Origin of the sequence: Bacillus sp. DX3.1, from assembly GCF_030292155.1 — a bacterium.
Lineage (GTDB): Bacteria > Bacillota > Bacilli > Bacillales > Bacillaceae_G > Bacillus_A.
The window spans coordinates 4,728,902-4,752,870 of record NZ_CP128153.1; the positions used below are offsets into that span (position 1 = coordinate 4,728,902).

The 23,969-nt window shown below is 38.1% G+C and carries 26 protein-coding genes and 1 tRNA gene; 8 read left to right on the top strand and 19 right to left on the bottom strand.

Annotation, left to right across the window (positions count from 1 at the left end):
- Positions 1-68: 68 nt before the first annotated feature.
- The 5 genes from gap to QRE67_RS23890 form a co-directional block, all read right to left on the bottom strand.
- Positions 69-1,073: a type I glyceraldehyde-3-phosphate dehydrogenase gene (gene gap / locus QRE67_RS23870; RefSeq protein WP_286122636.1), complete on the bottom strand. Its 1,005-nt coding sequence runs from the start codon at positions 1,071-1,073 to the stop codon at positions 69-71.
- Between the two features lie 26 nt (positions 1,074-1,099).
- Positions 1,100-2,128 carry a gapA transcriptional regulator CggR gene (cggR, locus tag QRE67_RS23875; RefSeq protein ID WP_286122637.1) on the bottom strand — a complete coding sequence of 343 codons (1,029 nt, stop codon included), beginning with the start codon at positions 2,126-2,128 and terminating at the stop codon, positions 1,100-1,102.
- A gap of 135 nt (positions 2,129-2,263) precedes the next feature.
- Positions 2,264-2,509: a glutaredoxin family protein gene (locus QRE67_RS23880; protein ID WP_018765089.1), complete on the bottom strand. Its 246-nt coding sequence runs from the start codon at positions 2,507-2,509 to the stop codon at positions 2,264-2,266.
- Between the two features lie 9 nt (positions 2,510-2,518).
- Entirely contained in the window at positions 2,519-3,814 is a 1,296-nt protein-coding gene (gene rpoN / locus QRE67_RS23885; RefSeq protein ID WP_286122638.1) for an RNA polymerase factor sigma-54, read from the bottom strand.
- 653 nt (positions 3,815-4,467) lie between these two features.
- A tRNA-Arg gene (locus QRE67_RS23890) sits at positions 4,468-4,543 on the bottom strand.
- 254 nt (positions 4,544-4,797) lie between these two features.
- On the opposite strand from QRE67_RS23890, the gene QRE67_RS23895 reads away from it, so the two are divergent.
- The 8 genes from QRE67_RS23895 (at position 4,798) to clpP (ending at position 9,666) form a co-directional block, all read left to right on the top strand.
- Complete coding sequence (locus QRE67_RS23895) at positions 4,798-5,004, top strand: DUF1657 domain-containing protein (protein ID WP_286122639.1); 207 nt, start codon at positions 4,798-4,800, stop codon at positions 5,002-5,004.
- A gap of 218 nt (positions 5,005-5,222) precedes the next feature.
- The gene (locus QRE67_RS23900) at positions 5,223-5,687 is read left to right on the top strand and encodes a YhcN/YlaJ family sporulation lipoprotein (protein ID WP_286122640.1); all 465 of its coding nucleotides are present in this window, start codon (positions 5,223-5,225) and stop codon (positions 5,685-5,687) included.
- 34 nt (positions 5,688-5,721) lie between these two features.
- Positions 5,722-6,198 carry a stage V sporulation protein AC gene (spoVAC, locus tag QRE67_RS23905; RefSeq protein ID WP_286122641.1) on the top strand — a complete coding sequence of 159 codons (477 nt, stop codon included), beginning with the start codon at positions 5,722-5,724 and terminating at the stop codon, positions 6,196-6,198.
- Entirely contained in the window at positions 6,199-7,212 is a 1,014-nt protein-coding gene (spoVAD, locus tag QRE67_RS23910; protein WP_286122642.1) for a stage V sporulation protein AD, read from the top strand.
- A complete protein-coding gene (gene spoVAE / locus QRE67_RS23915) occupies positions 7,213-7,563 on the top strand; it encodes a stage V sporulation protein AE (protein WP_286122643.1) in 351 nt (116 codons plus the stop codon).
- An 11-nt stretch (positions 7,564-7,574) separates the two neighbouring features.
- A complete protein-coding gene (locus QRE67_RS23920) occupies positions 7,575-7,781 on the top strand; it encodes a DUF1657 domain-containing protein (RefSeq protein WP_286122644.1) in 207 nt (68 codons plus the stop codon).
- 20 nt (positions 7,782-7,801) lie between these two features.
- Complete coding sequence (locus tag QRE67_RS23925) at positions 7,802-8,671, top strand: DUF421 domain-containing protein (RefSeq protein WP_286122645.1); 870 nt, start codon at positions 7,802-7,804, stop codon at positions 8,669-8,671.
- A gap of 407 nt (positions 8,672-9,078) precedes the next feature.
- On the top strand, positions 9,079-9,666 hold the full coding sequence (gene clpP / locus QRE67_RS23930; protein WP_286122646.1) for an ATP-dependent Clp endopeptidase proteolytic subunit ClpP: 588 nt from the start codon (positions 9,079-9,081) through the stop codon (positions 9,664-9,666).
- Positions 9,667-9,793: 127 nt separating this feature from the next.
- Here clpP and QRE67_RS23935 read toward each other — a convergent pair whose 3' ends face one another.
- The 14 genes from QRE67_RS23935 to uvrA form a co-directional block, all read right to left on the bottom strand.
- The gene (locus QRE67_RS23935) at positions 9,794-10,048 is read right to left on the bottom strand and encodes an HPr family phosphocarrier protein (protein WP_286122647.1); all 255 of its coding nucleotides are present in this window, start codon (positions 10,046-10,048) and stop codon (positions 9,794-9,796) included.
- Positions 10,049-10,069: 21 nt separating this feature from the next.
- The gene (gene whiA / locus QRE67_RS23940) at positions 10,070-11,020 is read right to left on the bottom strand and encodes a DNA-binding protein WhiA (RefSeq protein WP_286122648.1); all 951 of its coding nucleotides are present in this window, start codon (positions 11,018-11,020) and stop codon (positions 10,070-10,072) included.
- A 98-nt stretch (positions 11,021-11,118) separates the two neighbouring features.
- On the bottom strand, positions 11,119-12,072 hold the full coding sequence (gene mgfK / locus QRE67_RS23945; RefSeq protein ID WP_286122649.1) for a gluconeogenesis morphogenetic factor MgfK: 954 nt from the start codon (positions 12,070-12,072) through the stop codon (positions 11,119-11,121).
- Between the two features lie 3 nt (positions 12,073-12,075).
- Positions 12,076-12,957 (bottom strand): RNase adapter RapZ, encoded by an 882-nt coding sequence (gene rapZ, locus QRE67_RS23950; RefSeq protein WP_286122650.1) that lies wholly within the window; start codon positions 12,955-12,957, stop codon positions 12,076-12,078.
- 19 nt (positions 12,958-12,976) lie between these two features.
- The gene (locus QRE67_RS23955; protein WP_286122651.1) at positions 12,977-13,435 is read right to left on the bottom strand and encodes an NUDIX hydrolase; all 459 of its coding nucleotides are present in this window, start codon (positions 13,433-13,435) and stop codon (positions 12,977-12,979) included.
- A gap of 141 nt (positions 13,436-13,576) precedes the next feature.
- Positions 13,577-14,383, bottom strand: a complete 807-nt coding sequence (locus QRE67_RS23960) for a DUF368 domain-containing protein (RefSeq protein WP_286122652.1) — start codon at positions 14,381-14,383, stop codon at positions 13,577-13,579.
- A gap of 171 nt (positions 14,384-14,554) precedes the next feature.
- Positions 14,555-15,508 carry a thioredoxin-disulfide reductase gene (gene trxB, locus QRE67_RS23965; protein WP_286122653.1) on the bottom strand — a complete coding sequence of 318 codons (954 nt, stop codon included), beginning with the start codon at positions 15,506-15,508 and terminating at the stop codon, positions 14,555-14,557.
- Positions 15,509-15,586: 78 nt separating this feature from the next.
- On the bottom strand, positions 15,587-17,098 hold the full coding sequence (locus tag QRE67_RS23970; RefSeq protein ID WP_286122654.1) for a tetratricopeptide repeat protein: 1,512 nt from the start codon (positions 17,096-17,098) through the stop codon (positions 15,587-15,589).
- A gap of 138 nt (positions 17,099-17,236) precedes the next feature.
- The gene (locus tag QRE67_RS23975) at positions 17,237-17,749 is read right to left on the bottom strand and encodes an acyltransferase (RefSeq protein ID WP_286122655.1); all 513 of its coding nucleotides are present in this window, start codon (positions 17,747-17,749) and stop codon (positions 17,237-17,239) included.
- 111 nt (positions 17,750-17,860) lie between these two features.
- A complete protein-coding gene (gene ppaX / locus QRE67_RS23980; RefSeq protein ID WP_286122656.1) occupies positions 17,861-18,496 on the bottom strand; it encodes a pyrophosphatase PpaX in 636 nt (211 codons plus the stop codon).
- Between the two features lie 87 nt (positions 18,497-18,583).
- The gene (lgt, locus tag QRE67_RS23985) at positions 18,584-19,396 is read right to left on the bottom strand and encodes a prolipoprotein diacylglyceryl transferase (RefSeq protein WP_286122657.1); all 813 of its coding nucleotides are present in this window, start codon (positions 19,394-19,396) and stop codon (positions 18,584-18,586) included.
- Between the two features lie 22 nt (positions 19,397-19,418).
- A complete protein-coding gene (hprK, locus tag QRE67_RS23990; RefSeq protein WP_286122658.1) occupies positions 19,419-20,348 on the bottom strand; it encodes an HPr(Ser) kinase/phosphatase in 930 nt (309 codons plus the stop codon).
- 164 nt (positions 20,349-20,512) lie between these two features.
- Entirely contained in the window at positions 20,513-20,887 is a 375-nt protein-coding gene (locus tag QRE67_RS23995; RefSeq protein WP_286122659.1) for a phage holin family protein, read from the bottom strand.
- Between the two features lie 207 nt (positions 20,888-21,094).
- Positions 21,095-23,968 (bottom strand): excinuclease ABC subunit UvrA, encoded by a 2,874-nt coding sequence (gene uvrA / locus QRE67_RS24000; protein WP_286122660.1) that lies wholly within the window; start codon positions 23,966-23,968, stop codon positions 21,095-21,097.
- Position 23,969: the final 1 nt, after the last annotated feature.

The window sequence follows — 23,969 nt, forward strand, 5'->3', positions numbered from 1 at the left end:
AACGAAAGAAGAGAGAGGGAACAAACCCTCTCCCTCGTTTTGTCATTGATAACTGATAAACTTAAGAATTAAAGACCTTTAGAAGCGATGTAGTCTACTAAGTCAACTACGCGGTTAGAGTAACCAGTTTCGTTGTCGTACCAAGAAAGAACTTTAAGCATGTTGCCTTCCATAGTCATTGTAGATAATGCATCGATTGTAGAAGAATTTGTGCATCCGTTATAATCGATAGATACTAATGGCTCTTCGCTGTATCCAAGGATACCTTTTAATTCGCCTTCAGCTGCTGCTTTGAATGCTGCATTTACTTCTTCAACTGTTACTTCTTTGTCAAGTTCAACAACTAAGTCAACAAGAGAAACGTTAGCAGTTGGAACACGTACTGCGCCACCGTTTAATTTACCTTTAAGTTCTGGTAATACTAATGCTACTGCTTTAGCTGCACCAGTTGTAGTTGGAATCATGCTCATTGCTGCTGCACGTGCACGACGTAAATCTTTATGTGGTAAGTCTAAGATTTGTTGGTCGTTAGTGTAAGAGTGAATTGTTGTCATCATTCCGCGTTTTACACCGAATTTTTCGTTTAATACTTTAGCAAATGGAGCTAAGCAGTTTGTAGTACAAGAAGCGTTAGAGATTACATTATGATTAGCTGCATCATATTGCTCGTGGTTAACACCCATAACGATTGTGATATCTTCGTCAGAAGCTGGTGCAGAGATGATAACTTTTTTAACTGATCCACCTAAGTGTTTCTCAGCGTCTGCTTTTTTAGTGAAGCGTCCAGTAGATTCTACTACTACTTCTACGCCGTAGTCGCTCCATGGTAATTGAGCTGGGTCACGCTCAGCGATAACTTTGATTTCCTTACCGTTAACAACGATGCTGTCGCCGTTAGCAGATACTTCTGCGTTTACTGTTCCGTGAACAGAGTCATATTTTAAAAGGTGAGCTAAAGTGTTAGCGTCTGTTAAGTCGTTGATTGCTACTACTTCCACGTTAGGGTTGTTAAGAGCTGCGCGGAATACCACACGTCCGATACGTCCAAATCCATTAATACCAATTTTAGTCATTTGAATTTCCTCCTTGGGGGATTATATTAAAGGGTAATACCCTTTGTTAATTGTTTTGCTGCACCTTCATCTGTAATTAGAATCGAAGTGTGCCCTTGTTTAATTACAGCCTGTACTGCTTTTGCCTTTGAAGATCCTCCAGCGACTGCAACAACGTGAGATACGTTTTGTAAATCTTTCAGTTGCATGCCAACTGTTTGTACTTTATGAACGACATTACCTTGTTCATTGAAGTAATAACCGAAAGCTTCGCCGACTGCTTCACTTGTTTTAATTTTCATCCAATCTGCTTCTGAAGTACTTCTACGACGTGCCATTGTTAACGCATCACCTATTCCATGAATGACGATATTGGAAGATCGAATCAACTCAAGAACTTCTTTCACGGAAGGCTCTGTCACAATGGACGCATATGCTTCGCTACTAACATGGTCTGGAACATACAATAAGCGATAATTACTCATCGTATTCTGTGCCATTTTCGCACAAATGGTATTGGCCTCTAATTCGACGCCTTCTCCAATTCCACCACGTGCTGGGACAAATAGCATATGTAAATCTTTGCAATCTAGTTGCATCATGTCCGCAGCAGCAGCTAGCGTTGTTCCTCCAGCCACAGCAACGATATTATTCGCTGTCAGACGGTCTTTTATACAAGTCACACAAGCACGGCCCATCTCCAGTTTGACCCAGGGTGATTCATCACTATCACCAGGGACAACGAAAACTTCATCCAAGTCTAATGTTTCCTTAAGTTGTTTTTCTAAAACCTTTAACCCGGAAATTTCTTTCATAAAGTCTTCCAAAGCAAGAACCACAGTTGTTCCTTCTTCTGTTAAAGTCATTCCAGAAGAGGCGACGTGAACTAAGTTTTGTTCTTTCAAAACTTGTACTTCACTTCGCAATACTCGTTCTGTCATACCAAGACTTGCAGATAAGTTTCTTCTTCCAATCGGCTGCATGAGACGAATGTGCTGAAGAATTTGCATTCTCGTTTGCATAACAGGTAGCAGATCAGGTAATAATTTTTTTGTATTTTGAATCCATGAGCGCATATCTTTTCTCCTCACTGCATCGGTTCATTTTCCTTCGTGGTCACTTTGTGTCCCGTAGTGACATTTTGTGTCCCACTAGGTTTAAAAAAATAATCCCTGCTACGTGTATTATTGTAACAGGAGATAGAAACTTATTCAACTCTTAACTGCATTCTTTATATAGTTTATTATGACATCTTTGTGAATGACACCGCATTCCGCCTGTTTTCCGTCAATTTCCACAACAGGAATCATAATTTGATACTTTTCTAAAAGCTCATCATCTTCATATATATCTATTTCCTCAATTTCAAAAGAATATTCATGTTGCACTTCTTTCAACAGCTGTTTTGCCTTCTCGCAAAGGCCACAGTCCGTTTTCGTATATAAAACAACCTTCATCTTCTTCACCTATCCAATTGTTTTTCGAAGAGAAGAAGCAGGAATATGCATCTGTTCTCGATATTTCGCAACTGTTCTTCGAGAAATAGCGATTTCATGCTCGTCTTCTAACAATTTTGAAATTTTTTGATCTGAAAGTGGTTTTTTCTTATTTTCTTTTTCTACAAGTTCTTGAATCAGTTGTTTGACACGTTTTGTAGAAACAGCCTCATCTTCCGTTGTAACCACCGCATTGCTAAAAAAAGCCTTCATTTCAAACAACCCATGCGGCGTTTGCACATATTTATTACGTGTAGCACGGCTAATTGTAGATTCATGTACACTTAGTTCCTCCGCTACTTCTTTTAAAGCGAGCGGTTTTAAATACTCTGGACCTTGCCAAAAGAAATCACGTTGCTTTGTAATAATAACTTCCATCACTTTTAAAAGCGTTTGTTTCCGTTGCTTCAAACTGCGCATAATCCACTGGACATGTTGATACTTCTCAGATACATAAGAGGCAACTTCACTTTCACTATTATGAAGAAGCGCACTATATTCTGAATGAATTTCAATTCTCGGCATGTTACGTTCATTCATTTGTAAAATAAGCCGATCACTTTCTTTCTTCACAGTCATATCAGGAACAATATAAAGCGGTTTTTCAGAAGAAAATGCAAGCCCTGGTTTTGGCTGCAATGATGTAATGCTATCAACAGCTGATTGTAATTCCTCATTACTACATTTCATAACATGAATAAGTTTTCGCCAATCTTTCTTGATGAAATATGTAAAGTATTCATCCACAATCAGTTCTGCAAGCTCATCTCTTTTTTGTAAGCGCTTCAATTGAAGTGTTAGACACTCCTGAATATTCCGTGCTCCCACCCCTGCTGGCTCTAATGATTGAACAAGCTCCATAGAACCATTCACTACATCGAGAGATGCCGCAAGTAACTCTGCTAATTCTTCGTTTGTTTCTTGTAAATAACCATTTTCATCCATATTCATAATGATGAAAGAAGCCGTTTTTCGCTGCTTCTCATCTATTTTATAATACTGTAATTGATCTAATAAATGTTGCTGAATCGTCGTAGAATCTACACTGTAAATTTCTATTTGATTTTCAACTTGTTTGCTTGTACTTTTACTCTTTTTCTTCTCCCTATCAAAGCCACCCAACTCAATAAGGGGATTTTCCAATGATTGCTCATACAAAAATTCCGTTAATTCCTGCACATTATACTGGAGCATTGTAATTGCTTGTCTTAACTCTTGTGTCATGGCCAAACGTAAACTTTGTTCTTGTAAAAGACTTGCCTTCAATCTAATCTCCCCCTCGTCTCTATTGTACAATAAGTTTCCTGAAAGGAGAATCCTTACAAAGATACCAACTCCACATATTGTTATTTCATATGTATTAATTCTGTTTACATCTTACAACTATAAAATGAATAATATTGAAAAAAAACGATAAAAAAGATGTTTTCATTATAGAAGAAATTCTCAAACCGACATTTTTATAACCACATACTAATAGTAACCCTTATTATTAGATATAACAAGAGAGGATTATGTTTTCCTTTTTTAATACTAATAGCTGATAATTTGTCTAATTCCAATAAGGTGTAAATATTTTTCACCTTATTGGCGGTGTTTTACTTTTCAATTTTTCTTACTGTAATTCTCATGATTTGAAAATTGTTTGATAGAACCATGTCTGTATCAACAGCACGTTTTTTGATTCTTTTCACACCAAAAAACCCCTGTACACGATTATTTCTAATCACATACAAGGGGTCTCCCAAATTTCACTATTCATTTTCAACACGTTCTTCACGCTATTGAGTGCCGCTTATTTAATACCCTAAACCCTTCCACTTTGGAATAGAACGTGTCACAGTAACGCTGGATGTATGACGTTTATCCAAAGTATTTCTTGAAGGAATGTGAGTACAATAAGCCCTGTAATAAAAAAACGCGCCCAGAGGGATTCGAACCCCCGACAGACGTGGTACCGGAAACCACCGCTCTATCCAACTGAGCTATGGGCGCATGAATGATATATCCGTAATTATATCTTCTTATGCCAATGTACGCAACTACTATCATCCAAAAAATACATAACCTATTTTCTAAACCATAAATCTATTTTTTATTCATTTTTCACGATTCAACCTTCTTTTCTCTTGATAATTAAGTGCAAAATGGCAACAGCTCATGAAAAACCTTAATTTGGAAATTATATTTTCACGTTATTTCACAGATTCTAATCTTTGAATTCATATTTCACAAGGAGGCTTCAACTAATGACTGTAATTACAAAATTGAAACAAACCGTTGCTGGATTAAAAAGTGCGCAAGCGAGCTTAGAGGGATTTGTCCTTGATACGGATAACCAACAAGCGAAGCAACTATTTCAAACAGCAGCTCAACAAACACAATCCGTGATTGATTCTTTAAGTCCACGTGTTGAACAAGTGCAAGACGAAGAACCTCAATACACACAACTATAAAGTAAAACTTTCATCAGTGGGAATTTTTCATTTTCATTCCCACTGATTATTCCCCACCTAACTTCTTTGCTTTTTGCTGCACTTTGAGGTGTGGGGTATTATCGCTCGCAAATAGCGGGATAAAGTATGCACACTTTATGAGCGGGCAAAAAGGGTGATTCCATATCATCCTTTTTGCCCCTCAAATTACATATTCGCAACAGAAACGGAATGATAAGATGCAAAAAAAACGAAAAATCACGCAAGTTTTTTTATCTATTCTCTTATTACATTCCATGCTGGGGTGCAGTAATGATGTAGACAAGAAGACTAAGAAAGATGAAACAAAACTAACAAAAACTAGCACGCAATCCATCGATCAGTCTATAGCTGCTGAAGCAAAAAAGAAAATCCTTGCCATGGAAGAAATAATAGACGCGAAAGCTGTCTATTTAGATCAGGAGCTTTTAGTAGCTGCTAAACCAGAACATCATGAGCGATTCCAACTAAAAAGCATACGAAAAAAAATGAAACAACAACTAAAAGAAATGTACCCTAATTTAAAAATCACTGTTTGTACGGATCAAAAAATTCTGATGTTACTCGGAAAATTAGAAACCAAAATTAAGAACAAAGAAATCACAAAAGAAGGTCTTAAAAAACAATTAAAAATAGTAAAGTCAGAAATGAAATCCGATACGTAATACTACTTTTCACAAAGCTAAAGGATGAATTCACATGCCAAGTAAAGACAAAGATTTAACACCTGTACAACTAAAATATAAAAAATTTGAACAACAGCGTGAACCGAAACGTCCTGTTTTAAAAAATTGTATAAAAGCTTTTTTTGTTGGCGGTTTGATTTGTTTAATCGGGCAACTTATTTCCACTTTTTATATCACTTATTTTGATTTCACCGAGCGCTCAGCAGGAAATCCTACCGTAGCTACAATGATTTTTATTTCTATGTTGTTAACAGGCTTCGGTGTTTACGATCGCCTCGCACAATTTGGCGGTGCTGGTACAGCTGTACCCGTTACTGGATTTGGTAATTCAGTTATATCAGCTTGTATTGAACATAAAACAGAAGGTTTTGTTCTTGGAGTAGGTGGCAATATGTTCAAATTGGCAGGATCTGTTATTTTATTTGGCGTGTTTGCCGCATTTGTTATCGCCATTATTAAGACCATTCTTGTTCAATGGGGAGGTTTTTAAATGCTGCAAGGACATCGAACATGGATATTTGAAAATAAACCAGTCATTATCTCAACAGGAGTTATTGGTGGACCATTTGAAGCAAAAGGGAAAATTCCCGAGGATTTTGACACCCTTCATGAAGACTTGTGGCTCGGACAAGATTCCTATGAGAAAGCACATAAAGTTTTATTTGAAGAAGCTTGTAGTCGCGCAACTGAAAAAGCAAAGCTTCGTAAAGAAGATATTCAATTCATTTTAGCAGGTGACCTTATCAACCAAATCACCCCCTCTAGCTTTGCTTGCCGAACACTGGGCACTCCCTATATTGGATTATTTGGTGCTTGCTCTACTTCCATGGAAGGTCTCGCCCTCGGTGCAAGTATTGTAAATGCAAAAGGGGCAAAATATTTATTAACAGGCGCATCGAGTCATAATACTGCTGTTGAAAAACAATTCCGTTATCCTACTGAATACGGCGGACAAAAACCTCCTACCGCTCAATGGACTGTCACAGGAGCTGGCGCTGCCCTTTTGAGCGATCAAGGAGAAGGCCCACGTGTTACATCAGCAACTATCGGACGAGTCATTGATATGGGCTTAACAGATCCATTTAACATGGGAGGTGCGATGGCTCCTGCTGCTGTCGATACAATAGAAGCACATTTACGAGAAAGACAAATTGACGCATCCTACTATGACCTAATTGTAACAGGTGACCTTGGTCATGTTGGACGTGAGATTAGTTACGATTTGCTGCATAAGCACGGAATCTCTGTAACCGATGACCAGTTTCAAGATTGTGGATTACTTATTTATAGAGAAGATCAGCCTGTAATAGCAGGAGCGAGTGGCCCAGGCTGCTCAGCAACCGTCGTATACGGACATTTGTTGAACAGAATGAAAAAAGGAGAGTTCAAAAAAATACTTGTAGTGGCTACTGGAGCACTGCTATCTCCACTGACATTCCAACAGCAAGAAACGATTCCATGCATTGCTCATGCCGTATCGATTGAATTTGGAGGTGTACAATAAATGATCTTTTTTTGGGCTTTTGTAATCGGTGGGTTGATTTGTGTAATCGGTCAAATTATGTTTGATGTTTTTAAACTTACTCCTGCTCATACAATGGCTACACTCGTTGTTATTGGTGCAATATTCGATGGATTCAATCTATATGAGCCTTTAATTGATTTTGCAGGTGCTGGAGCAACAGTTCCTATTACAAGCTTCGGCAATGCCCTTGTTCATGGAGCGATGGCAGAAGGAGAAAAACACGGGCTCGTCGGTGTCATAACAGGTATGTTTAAAGTTACAAGTGCCGGTGTATCGGCTGCGGTTATCTTCGGATTCATCGGAGCATTATTATTTAAACCAAAAGGATAAGAGGTGTTTGGATGACTGTTGTTGCTAGTGTAAAAACATGCCTCGCAAGTTTAAAAGGCGCCCAAGCAAGTTTAAGTACACTTTCACAAAATACTGCTGACGAAGAAGCAAAACGAGTTTTCCATGAATGTATGATAGAAATGGACAGTGTAATCACTGATCTTAAAAAGCGAATTTCCACATTAGAACGGGAAGAACCACAATATAAAGGATTTTAGGTAAACGGGAGGGAATTAACATGCCTCATGTACCAGACTGGCTGCTTGTCATTATACGCTCCTTCGCTCTCTTAGCTATTTTATTTTCAATGACAAAATTGCTTGGAAAAAGGCAAATCTCACAGCTTTCATTTTTTGAATATGTCGCGGGCTTGACGATTGGGAACATCGCTGCTGAAGTAACAACAGGGCTTGAGCGAAATTTTTGGCACGGCATTTCTAGCATGCTTGTTTTTTCTCTTGTTCCATTTTTCGCAGGTATGATCGCCTTAAAAAACAAGAAGCTTAGAAATTTCATTGAAGGAAAAGCGACTATTTTTATAAAAGATGGGAAAGTTCTTGAGGATAATTTAAAAAAAGAGAATTATACAATCGATGAACTACTAGAGCTTCTTAGAAAGAAAAATGCGTTTAACATAGCTGACGTTGAGTTTGCTGTATTAGAATCTGGCGGCGAACTAAATGTCTTGTTAAAAAGAGACAAACAACCTCTTACTCCAAAAGATATTGGTTTACAAATAGCACCTGCTAAAGAAACACAAACGGTTATTATGGATGGAAAAATATTAGATGAACCACTTTCAGCTAGCGGCCATAACCGCGGTTGGCTACACACCGAACTCGAAAAAATTGGCGTAGCGCTAGATAACGTATTTATCGGACAAGTTGATTCTTATGGACAACTAACCGTCGATATATATAATGATCAAATTCAAATGCCTACTCCGCAAGGAAAACCATTATTATTAGCATCCTTAAAAAAATGTCAGGCTGATCTTGAATTATTTTCCTTAGAAACTCAATCACAATCCGCTCAAAAAATGTATAGCAAAAATGCTAAACAAATTGAAGACATTTTAAACAAGGTAACCTACCTGTTAAAAGAATAGCAAATGAGAGAACGCTTCTACTTATAAATGATGTTCCAAAAGGAGGATAAAGAGAGCCGAGCAGTTCGAGGCACAGAAGCCACGAGGATACGGAGTGTAGATTGAACTACATGAGTACCGGAGTGGCGACGCAACGAAGAAATCGGGCGGCGATCTTTACCGGACTTTTTGAACATCCTCTATAAAGGCGTTCTTTCATTTGCTATTTTCTTTCCTAGATAAAATACGTTTAAATTTATATAATTCGGTTATGATGTTGAAGATACATAAGCAGGGAATTCCAAAAACATAGCGAATAAATCATGGTACAACTACATATTTTTTTGATTTAAAGTGGTTTCGTTTGACCTTTATTGACCATAATTGTATGATAAGACTAAGAAAGCTTTTAAAGGAGGAAATAACAGATGAATTTAATTCCTACAGTAATTGAACAAACAAATCGTGGAGAACGCGCTTACGATATTTACTCACGCCTATTAAAAGACCGCATCATTATGCTTGGTAGTGCAATTGATGACAACGTAGCAAACTCAATCGTTTCCCAGCTTTTATTCTTGGAATCTCAGGATCCAGAAAAAGATATTCACATATACATCAACAGCCCTGGCGGTTCTATCACAGCGGGTATGGCAATTTACGATACAATGCAATTTATTAAACCACAAGTATCAACAATTTGTATCGGTATGGCAGCATCTATGGGTGCATTCCTACTTGCAGCAGGTGAAAAAGGAAAACGCTTCGCTCTTCCAAACAGTGAAGTTATGATTCACCAACCACTTGGCGGCGCACAAGGACAAGCAACTGAAATTGAAATCGCTGCAAAACGCATTCTATTCTTACGCGAAAAACTAAACCGAATTCTTGCTGAGCGCACAGGTCAACCACTAGAAGTACTTGAACGCGACACAGATCGCGACAACTTCATGACAGCTGAAAGAGCACTAGAATACGGTCTTATCGATAAAATCTTTACAAAATCTTCGAAATAAAAGCAGCCATCCTTCCATGGATTCTCCATGAAGGATGGCCGTTTTTTCGTTATGAATCGGTATTCACCACAAAGTAAAAATAACCAGATGACACAAATGTGTGTCATCTGGTTATTTCTTTCTCGCTTTATTCATTTTGTACATAAGCTGCAAGTGCCTCTAAAGCAGCTTCTGCATCTGAACCTTCTGTAATAATAGTTACGTTGCTGCCAGATCCAATCGCTAAGCTCATAATCCCCATTATGCTCTTCGCATTCACTGTTTTGCCATCTTTCTCAATGAAAATATCAGCATGAAAGCGATTTGCCTCTTGTACAAACAACGCAGCCGGACGTGCTTGTAAGCCGTTTTTTAATGAAACCTCTACCTGTTTTTGAACCACAGCTCCATTTCCCCTTTACCGTTATTTTTTTGCTACCGGTTCCCCCGCGCGTAATTTCTCCGCAATTTCGTCGATTTTACGCAAACGATGATTGATACCTGATTTACTAATTTTTCCCCCAGATACCATTTCACCTAATTCTTTCAATGTTACATCTTGATAACTAATACGCAGTTGTGCAATTTCTCGCAGTTTATCTGGTAATACATCCATTCCAACCGTTTCGTCAATATAACGAATATTTTCAATTTGCCTTAATGCGGCTCCAATTGTTTTATTTAAATTGGCTGTTTCACAATTCACTAAACGATTTACGGAATTACGCATATCGCGAACAATACGGATATCTTCAAATCTTAAAAGCGCATTATGTGCACCAATAATATTTAAAAACTCTGTAATTTTCTCTGCTTCTTTTAAATACGTAATGTACCCTTTACGCCTTTCTAGCGTCTTACTATTTAAATCAAATCCGTTCATCAGTTCACATATAGAATCATTATGTTCCTTATATAACGAAAAGACCTCTAAATGATAAGATGATGTTTCTGGGTTATTTACCGAACCACCTGCTAAAAATGCACCTCGTAAATAAGATCGCTTACAGCATTTTTTTTCAATCAATCTCTGCGATATATTGCGAATAAATGAAAAATCCTCTCGTACGATATGCAAATCCGCTAATATTTCACGAGATTTTTCAACCAACCGAACGATATATACATTGTTTTTCTTAAGTCGCATCTTTTTACGAACAAGCAATTCTACCGTAACGTCATATCCTTTTTTCAACAATGTATAAATCCGTCTCGCAATTGCTGCATTTTCTGTTTGAATATCAATGGAAAGGCGACGATTTGAAAAGGAAAGTGATCCGTTCATTCGAAGCAACGCTGATAGTTCTGCTTTCTCACAGCATTCCTTCATTTCAAGCTTTGTCAGCTCTTTCTTTGTTTCTGATGCAAATGACACAGTAACACCTCCTTATACTGTACTTGGGAACATGTTGTAGCCTAAGAAATCATGTCCTATATGAATGAGTAGCGTTATCTCGAGAGAGATAACGCATGCTATAACAACGAATATAAGATAGAGGCTAATTTTAATGTATCATGACGCACAACTTTATCATCATATTTCGCTAATTCATCTTGAATTAACTTAATATGATTTGCCACAAAGCAATCCTCATCAACCACGACAGGCTCAGACATTTCCTCTGCATAAAGTTCACGCAATTCAGCAGGAATTTTATGATTATTTACAATCGCCGTATCAATAAATGATTTTCCAAGATGGTCATGCAATGCTTGCACATGATCAAATGCCGTATAGCCCATCGTTTCACCTGCTTGCGTCATAACGTTACACACATACACCTTTTTTGCTTTTGCAGCAAGGACAGCATCCCCAATTTTTTTTACGATTAAATTTGGCAAAATACTTGTATACAAACTACCAGGACCAAAGACAAGTAAATCCGCTCGCTGAATTTCAGTTAACGTCTCATACAACGGTTCGACATCACCTGGTGTTAAAAATACACGATTGATTTTCTTTCCAAAATACGGGATTTTCGATTCACCCGTTACAATTTGTCCATCTTCAAGTTCTGCATGGAGCACAACACTTTGATTCGCTGCTGGTAGTACACGCCCTCGCACATTCAACACTTTACTTGTTTCTGTAATAGCGTGGAAAAAGTCTCCTGTGATCGCCGTCATACCAGCTAATAATAAATTACCTAGCGCATGCCCCGTTAATCCTTCTCCAGATGTAAAACGATGTTGAAATAAAGCCTCCACAAGCGGTTCGACATCTGATAGCGCAACAAGTACGTTACGAATGTCGCCTGGAGGTGGAATTGCTAACTCATCACGCAATCTACCTGAACTGCCTCCATCATCAGCAACCGTTACCACTGCCGTAATATCAACAGGGTACTTTTTCAACCCTCGTAATAAAACGGATAGTCCAGTTCCTCCTCCCATGATGACAATTCTAGGTTTTCTCTCTTTTTTCATCCTTTAATGGCCCTTTCTCTTCTCCACATCACGATGGGATACGTGAACGATATATTCTGGTTTCAAATGTTTCCCAAGGTATTCTGCAAGCGTAACAGATCGATGCTGCCCTCCTGTACATCCAATTGCAATTACAAGCTGACTCTTTCCTTCCCTTTTATAATGCGGAAGCATGAAAGTAATAAGATCCGTCAACTTCTCTAAAAATTTATGTGTTTCATTAAATTTGAGCACATATGACGAAACTTCCTCATCGAGTCCTGTTAATGGTTTCATTTGTGGAATATAATATGGATTTGGTAAAAAACGAACATCAAATACTAAATCTGCATCAATTGGAATGCCGTACTTAAATCCAAATGACATCACATTTACACGAAATGCTTGTTCACTTTCTGTTGAAAAGAGATGAACAATCCTTTCACGTAATTCTTTCGGTTTTAAATCTGTTGTATCGAGTACAATATTTGCTCTCGCCTTCATATCCGTTAATAACTTACGCTCCGCCTCGATTCCTGTTAACGGAAGACCTGTCGTTGCAAGCGGATGCGAACGTCTCGTTTCTTTATAACGTGTTACAAGTGTACTATCTTTTGCATCTAAAAATAAAATATGAGGAATAATCCACGTACGCTCTGACAAGTCATCTAGTGCTCCCCATAAATGATCAAAGAATTCACGACCTCGTAAATCAATCCCAAGTGCCACTTTATTCATTTTTCCTTTTGAGTCTGCCATCAACTCAACAAACTTTGGTAATAACATAGGTGGTAAGTTATCTACACAAAAATAGCCTAAATCTTCAAAACTTTGCAGGGCTACCGATTTACCTGCACCGGACATTCCTGTAATAATTACCATTTTAATATCATTATGTGCTGTCATTGTATCCCTCCTTGGCGATTTAGCTTGGATCCAATCGATATGAAAGTAATTCAAAGTCTGGTGTATATACAAATGTGCCGTAAATGATGCCATTTCCTTTAATTAAATAATCAATAATATGATGATCTCCCGGTGCCATTGGCAGCTCGTCAATTTTATCAAACGTATGCCAGCCAATAATGCCTTCTTCGCTTTCCAATTTGTTTTCCCCTGCAAAATCTGTTGCTAAGAAGGAAAACATCATCCATTCCGAAACAACTTTATCACCTTCTTGAATAACAAAAGTGAACACCCCTTTTAATGCGGGGTTTTTCAAATAAATCCCTGTTTCTTCACGATATTCACGAACTACCGATTCTCTTACCGTTTCGCCGCGCTCCATTTTTCCACCTGGAGCAACCCACCAGTTTCGACGAGGTTTTTGCAATAGGAGAACTTCGTTATCTTTGATTAACACACAGTTTGTTACTCTTTGCAAGCTTCTTCACCTCAGCTACTTATGACGAATCTCTCCGTCCTATACTTACTTCATTATACTATCAAAAACAGTTTGTCACAATGAAGGAACTCGGTTGATCCACCAGACAAAAAAAGCGATTGAGGGCTATCCCTCAATCACTTATTTCTTACTAAAATATGATACAATTGCAAACCCTAATATAAATGTAATAATAGAAGTTACAATCGACATGCCACCTGTTGGTATTCCCGGGAACACCACCGCAATCGATCCGATCACTAGTCCAATAATCGCAGCGAAGGTTACACTCTTATAATGTTCTAATAAATAACTAATTCCTTTACTACTTACAACAAACCCAACCATAACCCCTGCACCAATTACTGCAATAAGTGGTAGGTTCAATGTTGTTAAAGCGTTAATTGCTGTTGGATATACACCAATGATTAATAAAATAAATGATCCGCTAATTCCCGGAAGTAACATAGCCATACTAGCCATCCATCCCGCAAAGAATAATCCAATCGCACTTAAAATTGTTAACGTTGTAATTGGATCTGCTGTTTTATCTGGCTTAAAGAAGGCTGTAACTGCTACTAGTATCGCTGCAATAATTAATACAACAATATGTCCTCCTTTAAATGTTTCTTTCGCATCAGCTTCTTTCATAAGCATCGGTAAAATGCTTAAAATTAAACCAAGGAAGAAAAACTGTGTTGGCTCATAGTGATTTTCCAGCAAATATTTAATCACATGACTTAATGTCAAAAATGCCGCAGCAACACCGGCACCAAGTGGTATCAAAAAGCCCAAATGCTTTTTCCATTCACGGCTAAAGAATCCGCTAATTGCAGCAAGCAATTGCTCATAAATACCTAACACAACAGCAATTGTTCCTCCGCTGACACCAGGAATTAAATCACTAATTCCCATACAAAATCCACGATATACATTACGCCATTCCATATTGAATAAACTCCTCATTTCTATTAATCACTTTTTCTGTAAATTCTAGTATAACAATGTCTTATCACCTAGACAAAGAAAACGCTGGAAAATATTTGACATTTCAAACACAAGAAAGCTACCTCCAAAGAAGGTAGCTTTCTTTTCTAAAGGGAGTTACACCCTATCCCTTTATTTTTCTGTAGCTTTTAATTCCTCTAACAGCTCTTCTACATAATGCTGTGCACTTTGCGCTGCGATGCTACCATCACCAGTTGCTGTTACAATTTGACGAAGCATTTTTTCACGAACATCTCCTGCTGCAAAAATACCAGGAACCTTCGTTTCCATGCGTTCATTTGTTTCAACATAACCGTTCTCGTTCGTAATCCCAAGCGTAGTAAATGGTTTAGAAAGTGGTAACATACCGATATAAATGAAGGCACCATCTGTTTTAAACTCTTGCTCTTCACCGCTGTTTACATCTACAAGTGTTACACTGCCAACTTTACCATTCTCTTCATTAATTTCTTTTACAGTATGATTCCAAATAAAGTCTACTTTCTCATTTTGGAATGCGCGATCTTGTAAAATTTTCTGTGCGCGTAATGCATCACGACGGTGAACAATTGTTACTTTTGATGCAAAGCGTGTTAAATATACACCTTCTTCAACCGCAGAATCTCCCCCACCAACAACAACAAGTTCTTTCCCTTTAAAGAAAGCACCGTCACATACTGCACAGTATGATACGCCGCGGCCACCAAGTTCTTTTTCACCTGGCACACCAATTTTTTTATACTCTGCACCACTTGCAACGATAATCGCACGTGTTTTATACTCTTTTTTACCAGCTACTATTGTTTTATATTCTTTGCCATCGATGATTTCTTTCACATCACCATATGCATATTCAGCACCAAATTTTTTCGCGTGATCAAACATTTTGTTAGATAAATCAGGTCCTAAAATATGTTCGTATCCTGGATAGTTTTCTACTTCTTCTGTATTCGCCATTTGACCGCCTGGAATACCGCGTTCCAGCATCAACGTACTTAAGTTTGCACGAGATGTGTAAACAGCAGCTGTCATTCCAGCTGGCCCAGCACCAATAATAATGACATCATAAATTTTTTCTTCTGACACAGTCTTCACTCCTATTCATTCCTACACATGACTTACCTTCATTATACTGTTCACATCTGGTTTTTCCCAATGATTTGCCTATGCATGGGTACGTTTTACTGCTTGCACATATTTTCTCACAGTTGCTACAGATACATTATATATATTTCCAAGTTCTGCTTGTGTCATCTTGTCTCGCTGTTCTCCGCGTACAATATATTCGATTGCCGATGACCAGCCAAATACGTTCGTAAACATCGTTCCGGATGTATATAAACGTATAAATGTACAAAACCAAAAATGCAAACACTCTTCAATCAGTTCATCGTCTTTTTTCGTATAGTTATATAGAGCATCTGCAATACGAACGCATTGCTCAAACGGTTGTAATTCCGCCGTAATACTCTTATGACTATTGATTAAAAAGAAGTACTTTGCCAGTTGTGAAACAATCGGTACACGATTCAAAGACTGCGCCGCATCAAAGAAAAAGCTAATTTTTTCTGGTGTTGTCAGTTCATTCATCAAATACAGTGCTAACATTTGTTCTTCTAGCGTTTCACTTTGCTGGAAAGATTTCCGTAGTTCCTCGAACAAAATGTTTTGCCCTTCATCAGCTAAATTCAAAGCATTCCACGGTTCTTTCCCTTTTTTATCAGGGTGCAATTCTACAACAGACTGCCACATTTTTTCGGCTGTATGTTGATCCTTTACCATATAAGCAGAGTATGCAAACCAATAGTAAAAGCTAACATCTCCTTCATATCCTTGACGCTTTAATAATTTCAGCCATTTATAAGCCGATGCAAAGTGACCAATTGTTGCAAATGTTGTCCCTAACTTTAAGCGGTGCTCAAATGATATCGGATATACCGTTTCTAATTGCTCCGCTAAATGCTCTGCTTGTTTATGCTCTCCAATCGAATATAGAAAAATAAGCGTATTACATAACGCATGCATATTGCCAGGATTTTTCTCTAAAATCATCTCTGTTAACTTTAACGCTTCATCTACATTCCCTAATTGAAAATGAGCAATTGCTAAGTTATTATGACCCGACCAAAATTCCGGATAATCCTTTGTCACGATTTCAAGTGTCTCAATCGCTTCTTCTAGCTGTCCGTTGCGAATGTAACGATTCGCCTGCTCCTGCATCACAATGAGTTCATCTTCATCTTCAAACTCTTCCTCATCAAATGCTTCTTCGTCCATAATCTCTAGTAGCTCTAACGTTTCTTCCACAAACTCTTTCTCTGTTGCTACTTCTAAATACTGATCCGCATACTTCTTTGCTTGTTGAAATAATCCGAGATATGCATAGTTATTTGCCACAAAGTAATAACATTGTTCTATATCCGCTCCAGAACGAATCAGCTTCAAGAAAATTTGATTAGACTCTTGATACTCTCCCGCTTCCGATAATACCGTTGCCAATTGACATAAAATAAACGGCTCTTTCTCACTTTGTGCCGCTCTTCGAAAATATTTAATTGCATCTTGTAATTTATGATTACGATACGATTTCATCCCTTTTTTATAAAAGAAATCGGCTAATTGGTTAAAAGAGATAACTTGTCCGCTCCCCTTATATATCCTTTGATTTTTCCCCATATATCCTCCATTATTTGTTTTCTTCGTTCATACTTTCTTCTATTTATAAGTATAAACGATTCCTAGAAAAACAAAACAGTATATTATACGCAAATATTTCCTTTTTATTCATAAAAAGAGAAGGAAAATGTTACATTTTTAACACGATCCTTCTCTCGCTGCCATTTCTTCTTTCGTGTAAATGATACGCATCGGATTTCCACCAACAAAAGCACCGCTTGGTACATCACGGTGAACAAGCGTACCTGCTGAAACAATGGCACCGTCCTCGATTATAACACCAGGCAAAATAGTCGTATTCGCCCCAATCATTACTTCATCTCCTATGACAACTTCTCCTAGACGATATTCCTTAATTAAATATTCATGGGCTAAAATAGTCGTATTGTAGCCAATAACTGAATTATTTCCAACCGTAATCTTTTCTGGAAACATAATATCCGGCATCACCATAATTGCAAAGGATGTTTGCTTACCCACTTTCATCCGTAAAAACGTGCGGTATAACCAGTTTTTCATGGACAAAAATGGTGTATAACGTGCGATTTGAATAATAATAAAGTTTTTCATTACCTTCCAAAAAGATACCGTCTTATACACATTCCATAATGAATTTGCTCCTGAAACAGGATAGCGCGTTGTACGTCGCACCTTTCTCTCTCCCTTTATTCCCGCTCTAACGGGCTTTAAAACCCATTAGCGTTCGATGCATCAACGAAGATGAACCGAACGCGGATGTAAGTTTCAACACAGTCACGCAGTTTAAGACAAAATTGATAATAAATCACTCATTTTATCTAATACGTAATCTGGCTTATATGACTCTAAATATGCTCTTCCTTTAATCGTCCACGCAACTGCAGCCGTTTTCGTGCCTGCATTTTGTCCACCTACAATATCATGGTGATTATCGCCCACCATTAGCGTTTCTTCCGGTTTTGCATCCAGTAATTGCAATGCCTTTTGAATTGGTTCTGGATGAGGCTTCACATGTTCCACATCATCAATTGTCACAACAACATCAAAAAATGCTTTTAATTTTGAAAGCTGTAAGCCCATTTCGACCGTTTGTCTCGCCTTTGTTGTCACAATCCCAACTTTATAACCTTTTCCTCTTAGCTCTTGTACTGTTTCATAAACAGTTTCATATTCTTCGACTAGTTCATCATGGTGCTCATGATTAAACTTACGATAACATTGAATCATCTCTTCCACTCGGTTTGGATCAATCGAGCCAAACGTATCTTGCAAAGATGGACCGATAAATGGCAATACATCTTCACGCTTATACTCATTTGGATAGTACTTGTTTAATGTGTGTAAAAAAGAAGAAATAATAAGTTCATTTGTATTAATTAACGTTCCATCTAAATCAAATAACACTGTATTTATTTTCATATTCTCGATCCCTTCTGCTCATTCTTAGGTTGCTAAAGAATTCTTTATATGAAAGAAGCAGCATCTCATGTAAGATGCTACTTTTCTCTACTTTTCTAAATATCTTTTATTAGCTTGTCCCATTTTACGTCTTACAATAATGAAAATGATAGAAATGACAACAAGCCCGATGGACATAACCTGTGCAATACGAAGCGGTCCTAACATTAAGCTATCCGTGCGTAACCCTTCCACAAAGAAACGCCCAGCTGAATACCACATTAAATAAGTAAAGAATAGTTCACCGCGGCATAAATTTACTTTTCGTAGTAACAATAATAAAATAACACCTGCGATATTCCATAATGATTCATATAAGAACGTTGGATGATAATAAACACCATCAATATACATTTGGTTAATAATAAACTCTGGTAAATGTAAACCTTCTAGAAATTGTCTTGTCACTTCACCGCCATGAGCCTCTTGGTTCATAAAGTTTCCCCAGCGTCCAATCGCTTGTCCAAGTAAAATACTTGGCGCTGCAATATCAGCTAGCTTCCAAAAAGAAAGACCACGTTTTTTGGCAAATAAAATCCCTGTAATGACCGCTCCAATTAAACCACCGTGAATCGCCAAACCACCTTGACGAATATTAATAATTTGGATTGGATTTTGCATATAATATTCCCATTCAAAAATAACGTAGTATGCTCGTGCGCAAAGAATAGCAACTGGTACAGCGATTAAAACAAGATCGACAAATGTATCTTTTTGAATGCCCAATCGTTCACCCTCGCGAACCGCAAGCCATAATCCAAGCAATACACCTGTACCAATAATAACCCCATACCAATAGACTGGGAATGGTCCAAGTTGAATCGCCACACGATCTAGTTGTGGTACAGACCCTAACAACATATGTATGACTCCCTTCTTACAATTACTCCTGATTCCCTAGTTCAATTGCACTCATTAAGCGCTCAGAAAATTGTTGAGCGGCATTGACTCCCATACGTTTTAGTCTAAAGTTCATCGCTGCTACTTCGATAATAACAGCTAAGTTTCGACCAGGACGCACCGGAAGTGTAATCTTCGTAAGTTCTGTATCTATAATTTTCATTTTCTCTTCATCGAGACCAAGACGGTCATAGTTTTTCTTTTGATCCCAAATCTCAAGGTTGATAACAAGCGTAATACGCTTATAATTTCGAACTGCCCCTGCACCGAATAACGTCATTACGTTAATAATACCTAAACCACGAATTTCTAGTAAATGCTCAATTAAGTCTGGCGAACTCCCTACTAGAGTATCTTCATCTTCTTGACGAATCTCTACGCTATCATCGGCAACTAAGCGATGACCACGTTTCACAAGTTCAAGTGCTGTTTCACTTTTCCCAACACCACTTTGACCTGTAATTAAGACACCAACTCCATAAATATCCACTAATACACCGTGAACAGCAGTTGTTGGTGCTAACTTACCCTCTAAATAGTTTGTTAAACGACTCGATAGTCTTGTTGTTGTTTGTGAAGAACGTAAAAGCGGTACTCCAGATTGACGTGATGCACATAGTAATTCCTCCGGTACATCTTGACTACGAGTTACAATAATACAAGGCGTCTCTTCTGTGCAAAGAGCTTGCATCCGTTCTTGCTTTTGTTCACTTGTTAATGTGTCGAAAAAAGTAAGCTCTGTTTTTCCTAGAAGCTGGACGCGATCAGCTGGATAGTATGTAAAAAATCCTGCCATTTCAATTCCAGGTCGCGATAAGTCACTCGTATCAATTGGACGATGAATTCCTTCTTCACCACTTACTAATTCCAATTGAAACTGTTCAATTAAATCTTTTGTTCTAACTTTGGGCATATGTAAACCTCCACTCCGCTGCGGGTTCAGTCTCATTTTCTGTAGAATTCCATTCTACCGGATATTGTACCATTTTTTTCTGAAAACAAGAAATATCGTTTCTAGAAAATAAAAAAAAACATTTCATAGGGCTCATGAAATGTTTTTCTGTTTGTCAGTTTCACTTATTTCTTATCAGATAGTGGCTCCACAATTGCTTTATCAATTAACATATTTAAAATAGAAATACAGATTGCAGCAAGAATCGCTACACCAAATCCTGATATGTTAAACGCATCACCTAATAATGAATCTGCTATTTTTAATGTGATCGCATTAATCACAATTAAGAAGAAACCAAATGTTAAAACAGTAATTGGCAATGTAATTAAAATTAATAGCGGTTTTACAAACACATTTAAAATCGATAAAATGACACTCGCAATAATCGCGGTTTGTATGTTTGCTATGTAAAACGCATCTGGTGCAATTCCTTTCAGAAGACCTGATACAACAATTAACACGATGCTATTTACAAGAAGTGATATAATCCATCTCATTTTCTTACACATCCTTTTGACATATATACTTAATCATACGCTAATGGTAAACAAACGCCAAGTATCCATGCAGAATAGAGAGTCTCCGCCTTTTATTCTATAACAGCTTATTCATCCCTTCCTACTTGTATACCTGTCATCCTATCAGCCACCTTGCAAAAAATATTAACTACAAAAAATAAGGAGCTGCCCCATGGGCTTAGCTCCTTATTTTGATACTTCGCTCTCTTTCATTTTCTCTTTCATACGTGCTGTATCGCGCTCTAAAATTTGTTTTAAATACTTTCCAGTATACGAACGCTCTTCTTTTACAACTTGCTCCGGTGTACCTGAAGCAACAATTTGTCCACCTTTATCTCCGCCCTCTGGGCCAAGATCGACAATGTAATCAGCTGTCTTAATCACATCTAAATTATGCTCAATAACAAGCACCGTTTCACCATTTTCAACGAGGCGCTGCAATACTTGTAAGAGGCGCGCAATATCATGAGCATGTAGGCCTGTTGTTGGTTCATCTAAAATGTACAATGTCCGCCCTGTAGAACGACGGTGTAACTCAGATGCAAGCTTGACACGCTGCGCTTCTCCGCCTGATAACGTTGTTGCTGGTTGACCTAATTTCATATAGCCAAGTCCTACATCTACAAGCGTCTGCAACTTCCGTTTTATTTTCGGGATGTTCGCAAAGAATTCCACGCCATCTTCAATTGTCATTTCAAGTACATCAGAAATATTGTTATCTTTATACTTCACTTCCAATGTTTCACGATTATAACGTTTTCCGTGGCACACTTCACATGGAACGTAGACATCTGGTAAAAAGTGCATTTCAATTTTAATAATTCCATCACCGCGGCACGCCTCACAGCGCCCACCTTTTACGTTAAAGCTAAAGCGACCTTTTTGGTAACCACGGACCTTTGCTTCGTTCGTGTTTGAAAACACATCACGAATATCATCAAATACACCTGTATATGTCGCTGGATTCGAGCGCGGTGTACGCCCAATTGGCGATTGGTCGACATCGATTACTTTATCTAAATGTTCAAGCCCCTTAATTTGCTTATGTGCACCCGGCTTACTTTTCGCTTTATATAATTTTTGTGCTAACGATTTATACAGAACTTCATTTACCACTGTACTTTTCCCAGAACCAGATACACCCGTTACTGCAACAAATGTACCGAGTGGGAATGACATTTTCACATTTTTTAAGTTATTTTCTTTTGCACCGATAATCTCAATTTTACGTCCGTCCCCTTTACGCCTTTCGACTGGAACCGGAATAAACTTCTTACCGCTCAAATATTGACCTGTTAATGAATTGTCATCATTCATCACTTCTGATGGCAGACCTTCTGATACAACTTGTCCGCCATGAATTCCTGCACCTGGACCAATATCAAGTAAATAGTCAGCTGCCATCATTGTATCTTCATCGTGCTCTACAACGATTAACGTATTCCCTAAATCACGCATTTCCTGCAAAGTATGAATAAGACGCTCATTATCACGCTGATGCAAACCGATAGAAGGCTCATCTAAAATGTAAAGTACACCTGTTAGACGAGAACCAATTTGCGTAGCAAGGCGAATACGCTGTGCTTCCCCGCCCGATAATGATCCTGCCGCACGACTTAATGTTAAATAGTCGAGTCCTACGTTAATTAAGAAGCTTACACGCTCTTTAATTTCTCGCAAAATTAAATGTGCAATTTTCTGCTGTTTTTCCGTTAACTCTACATGTGTAAAGAAATCGTATACTTCTTGTACAGAGTACTTCGTTACATCCGCAATTGTTTTTTCACCAACAAAAACAGCCAAACTTTCTGGCTTTAAACGGCCGCCCTTACATTTCGGACACGCTTGCTCCGCCATATACTTCTCCATTTGCTCACGAATGTAATCGGAGCTCGTCTCACGATAACGACGCTGAATGTTTGGAATCACACCTTCAAACAAAATATCGCTCTCTTTCACTTGACCAAAATCATTCACATAACGGAAATAAACCTTCTCATCTCCGCTTCCATACAATACTTTATCAAATAAGTCTTTCGGTATGTCCTTCACCGGCATATCCATATCAATTCCGTAATGATTACAAACCGATTGCAGTAATTGTGGATAGTATTGGGAACTTGTCGGTTCCCAAGGTGCAATGGCATGACCATTTAAAGATAAATCCCAGTTCGGAATCACGAGTTCTAGATCCACCTCTAATTTTGCACCAAGTCCATCACAAGATGGACACGCACCGAATGGGCTGTTAAAGGAGAACATGCGCGGCTCTAACTCCCCAATTGAAAAACCACAATGCGGGCAGGCATGATGCTCACTAAATAACAGTTCCTCTTCACCCATGACATCAATTAACACGCGACCTTCACCAAGCTTTAACGCACTTTCAAGAGAGTCAGCAAGTCGGCTCGCAACACCTTCTTTTACAACAATTCGGTCAATGACTACTTCAATTGAATGCTTTTTATTTTTATCTAACGTAATTTCGTCAGATACATCCAACATCTCTCCATCCACACGAACGCGGACATAACCTTGTTTTTTTATATCTTCTAGAATTTTCACATGCGCACCTTTACGTCCTGATACGATTGGTGCCAACACTTGTAATTTCGTACGTTCTGGATATTCTAAAACACGGTCTACCATTTGCTCTACTGTTTGTGATGTAATTTCAATTCCGTGGTTTGGACAAATTGGTGTCCCAATACGAGCAAATAGTAACCGTAAATAATCATAAATCTCGGTAACCGTTCCGACCGTTGAACGCGGGTTACGACTCGTCGTTTTTTGATCGATTGAAATTGCTGGAGACAGCCCTTCAATTGCATCAACATCCGGCTTATCCATTTGTCCTAAAAACTGGCGTGCATACGCCGATAAAGATTCTACATATCGGCGCTGTCCTTCCGCGTATATCGTATCAAATGCTAAAGATGATTTCCCGGAACCAGATAATCCGGTCACAACAACAAGTTGATTTCTCGGAATGGTTACGTCAATATTTTTTAAATTATGTGCCCTTGCACCTTTTACAACGATAAAACCTTTGCTCACCATC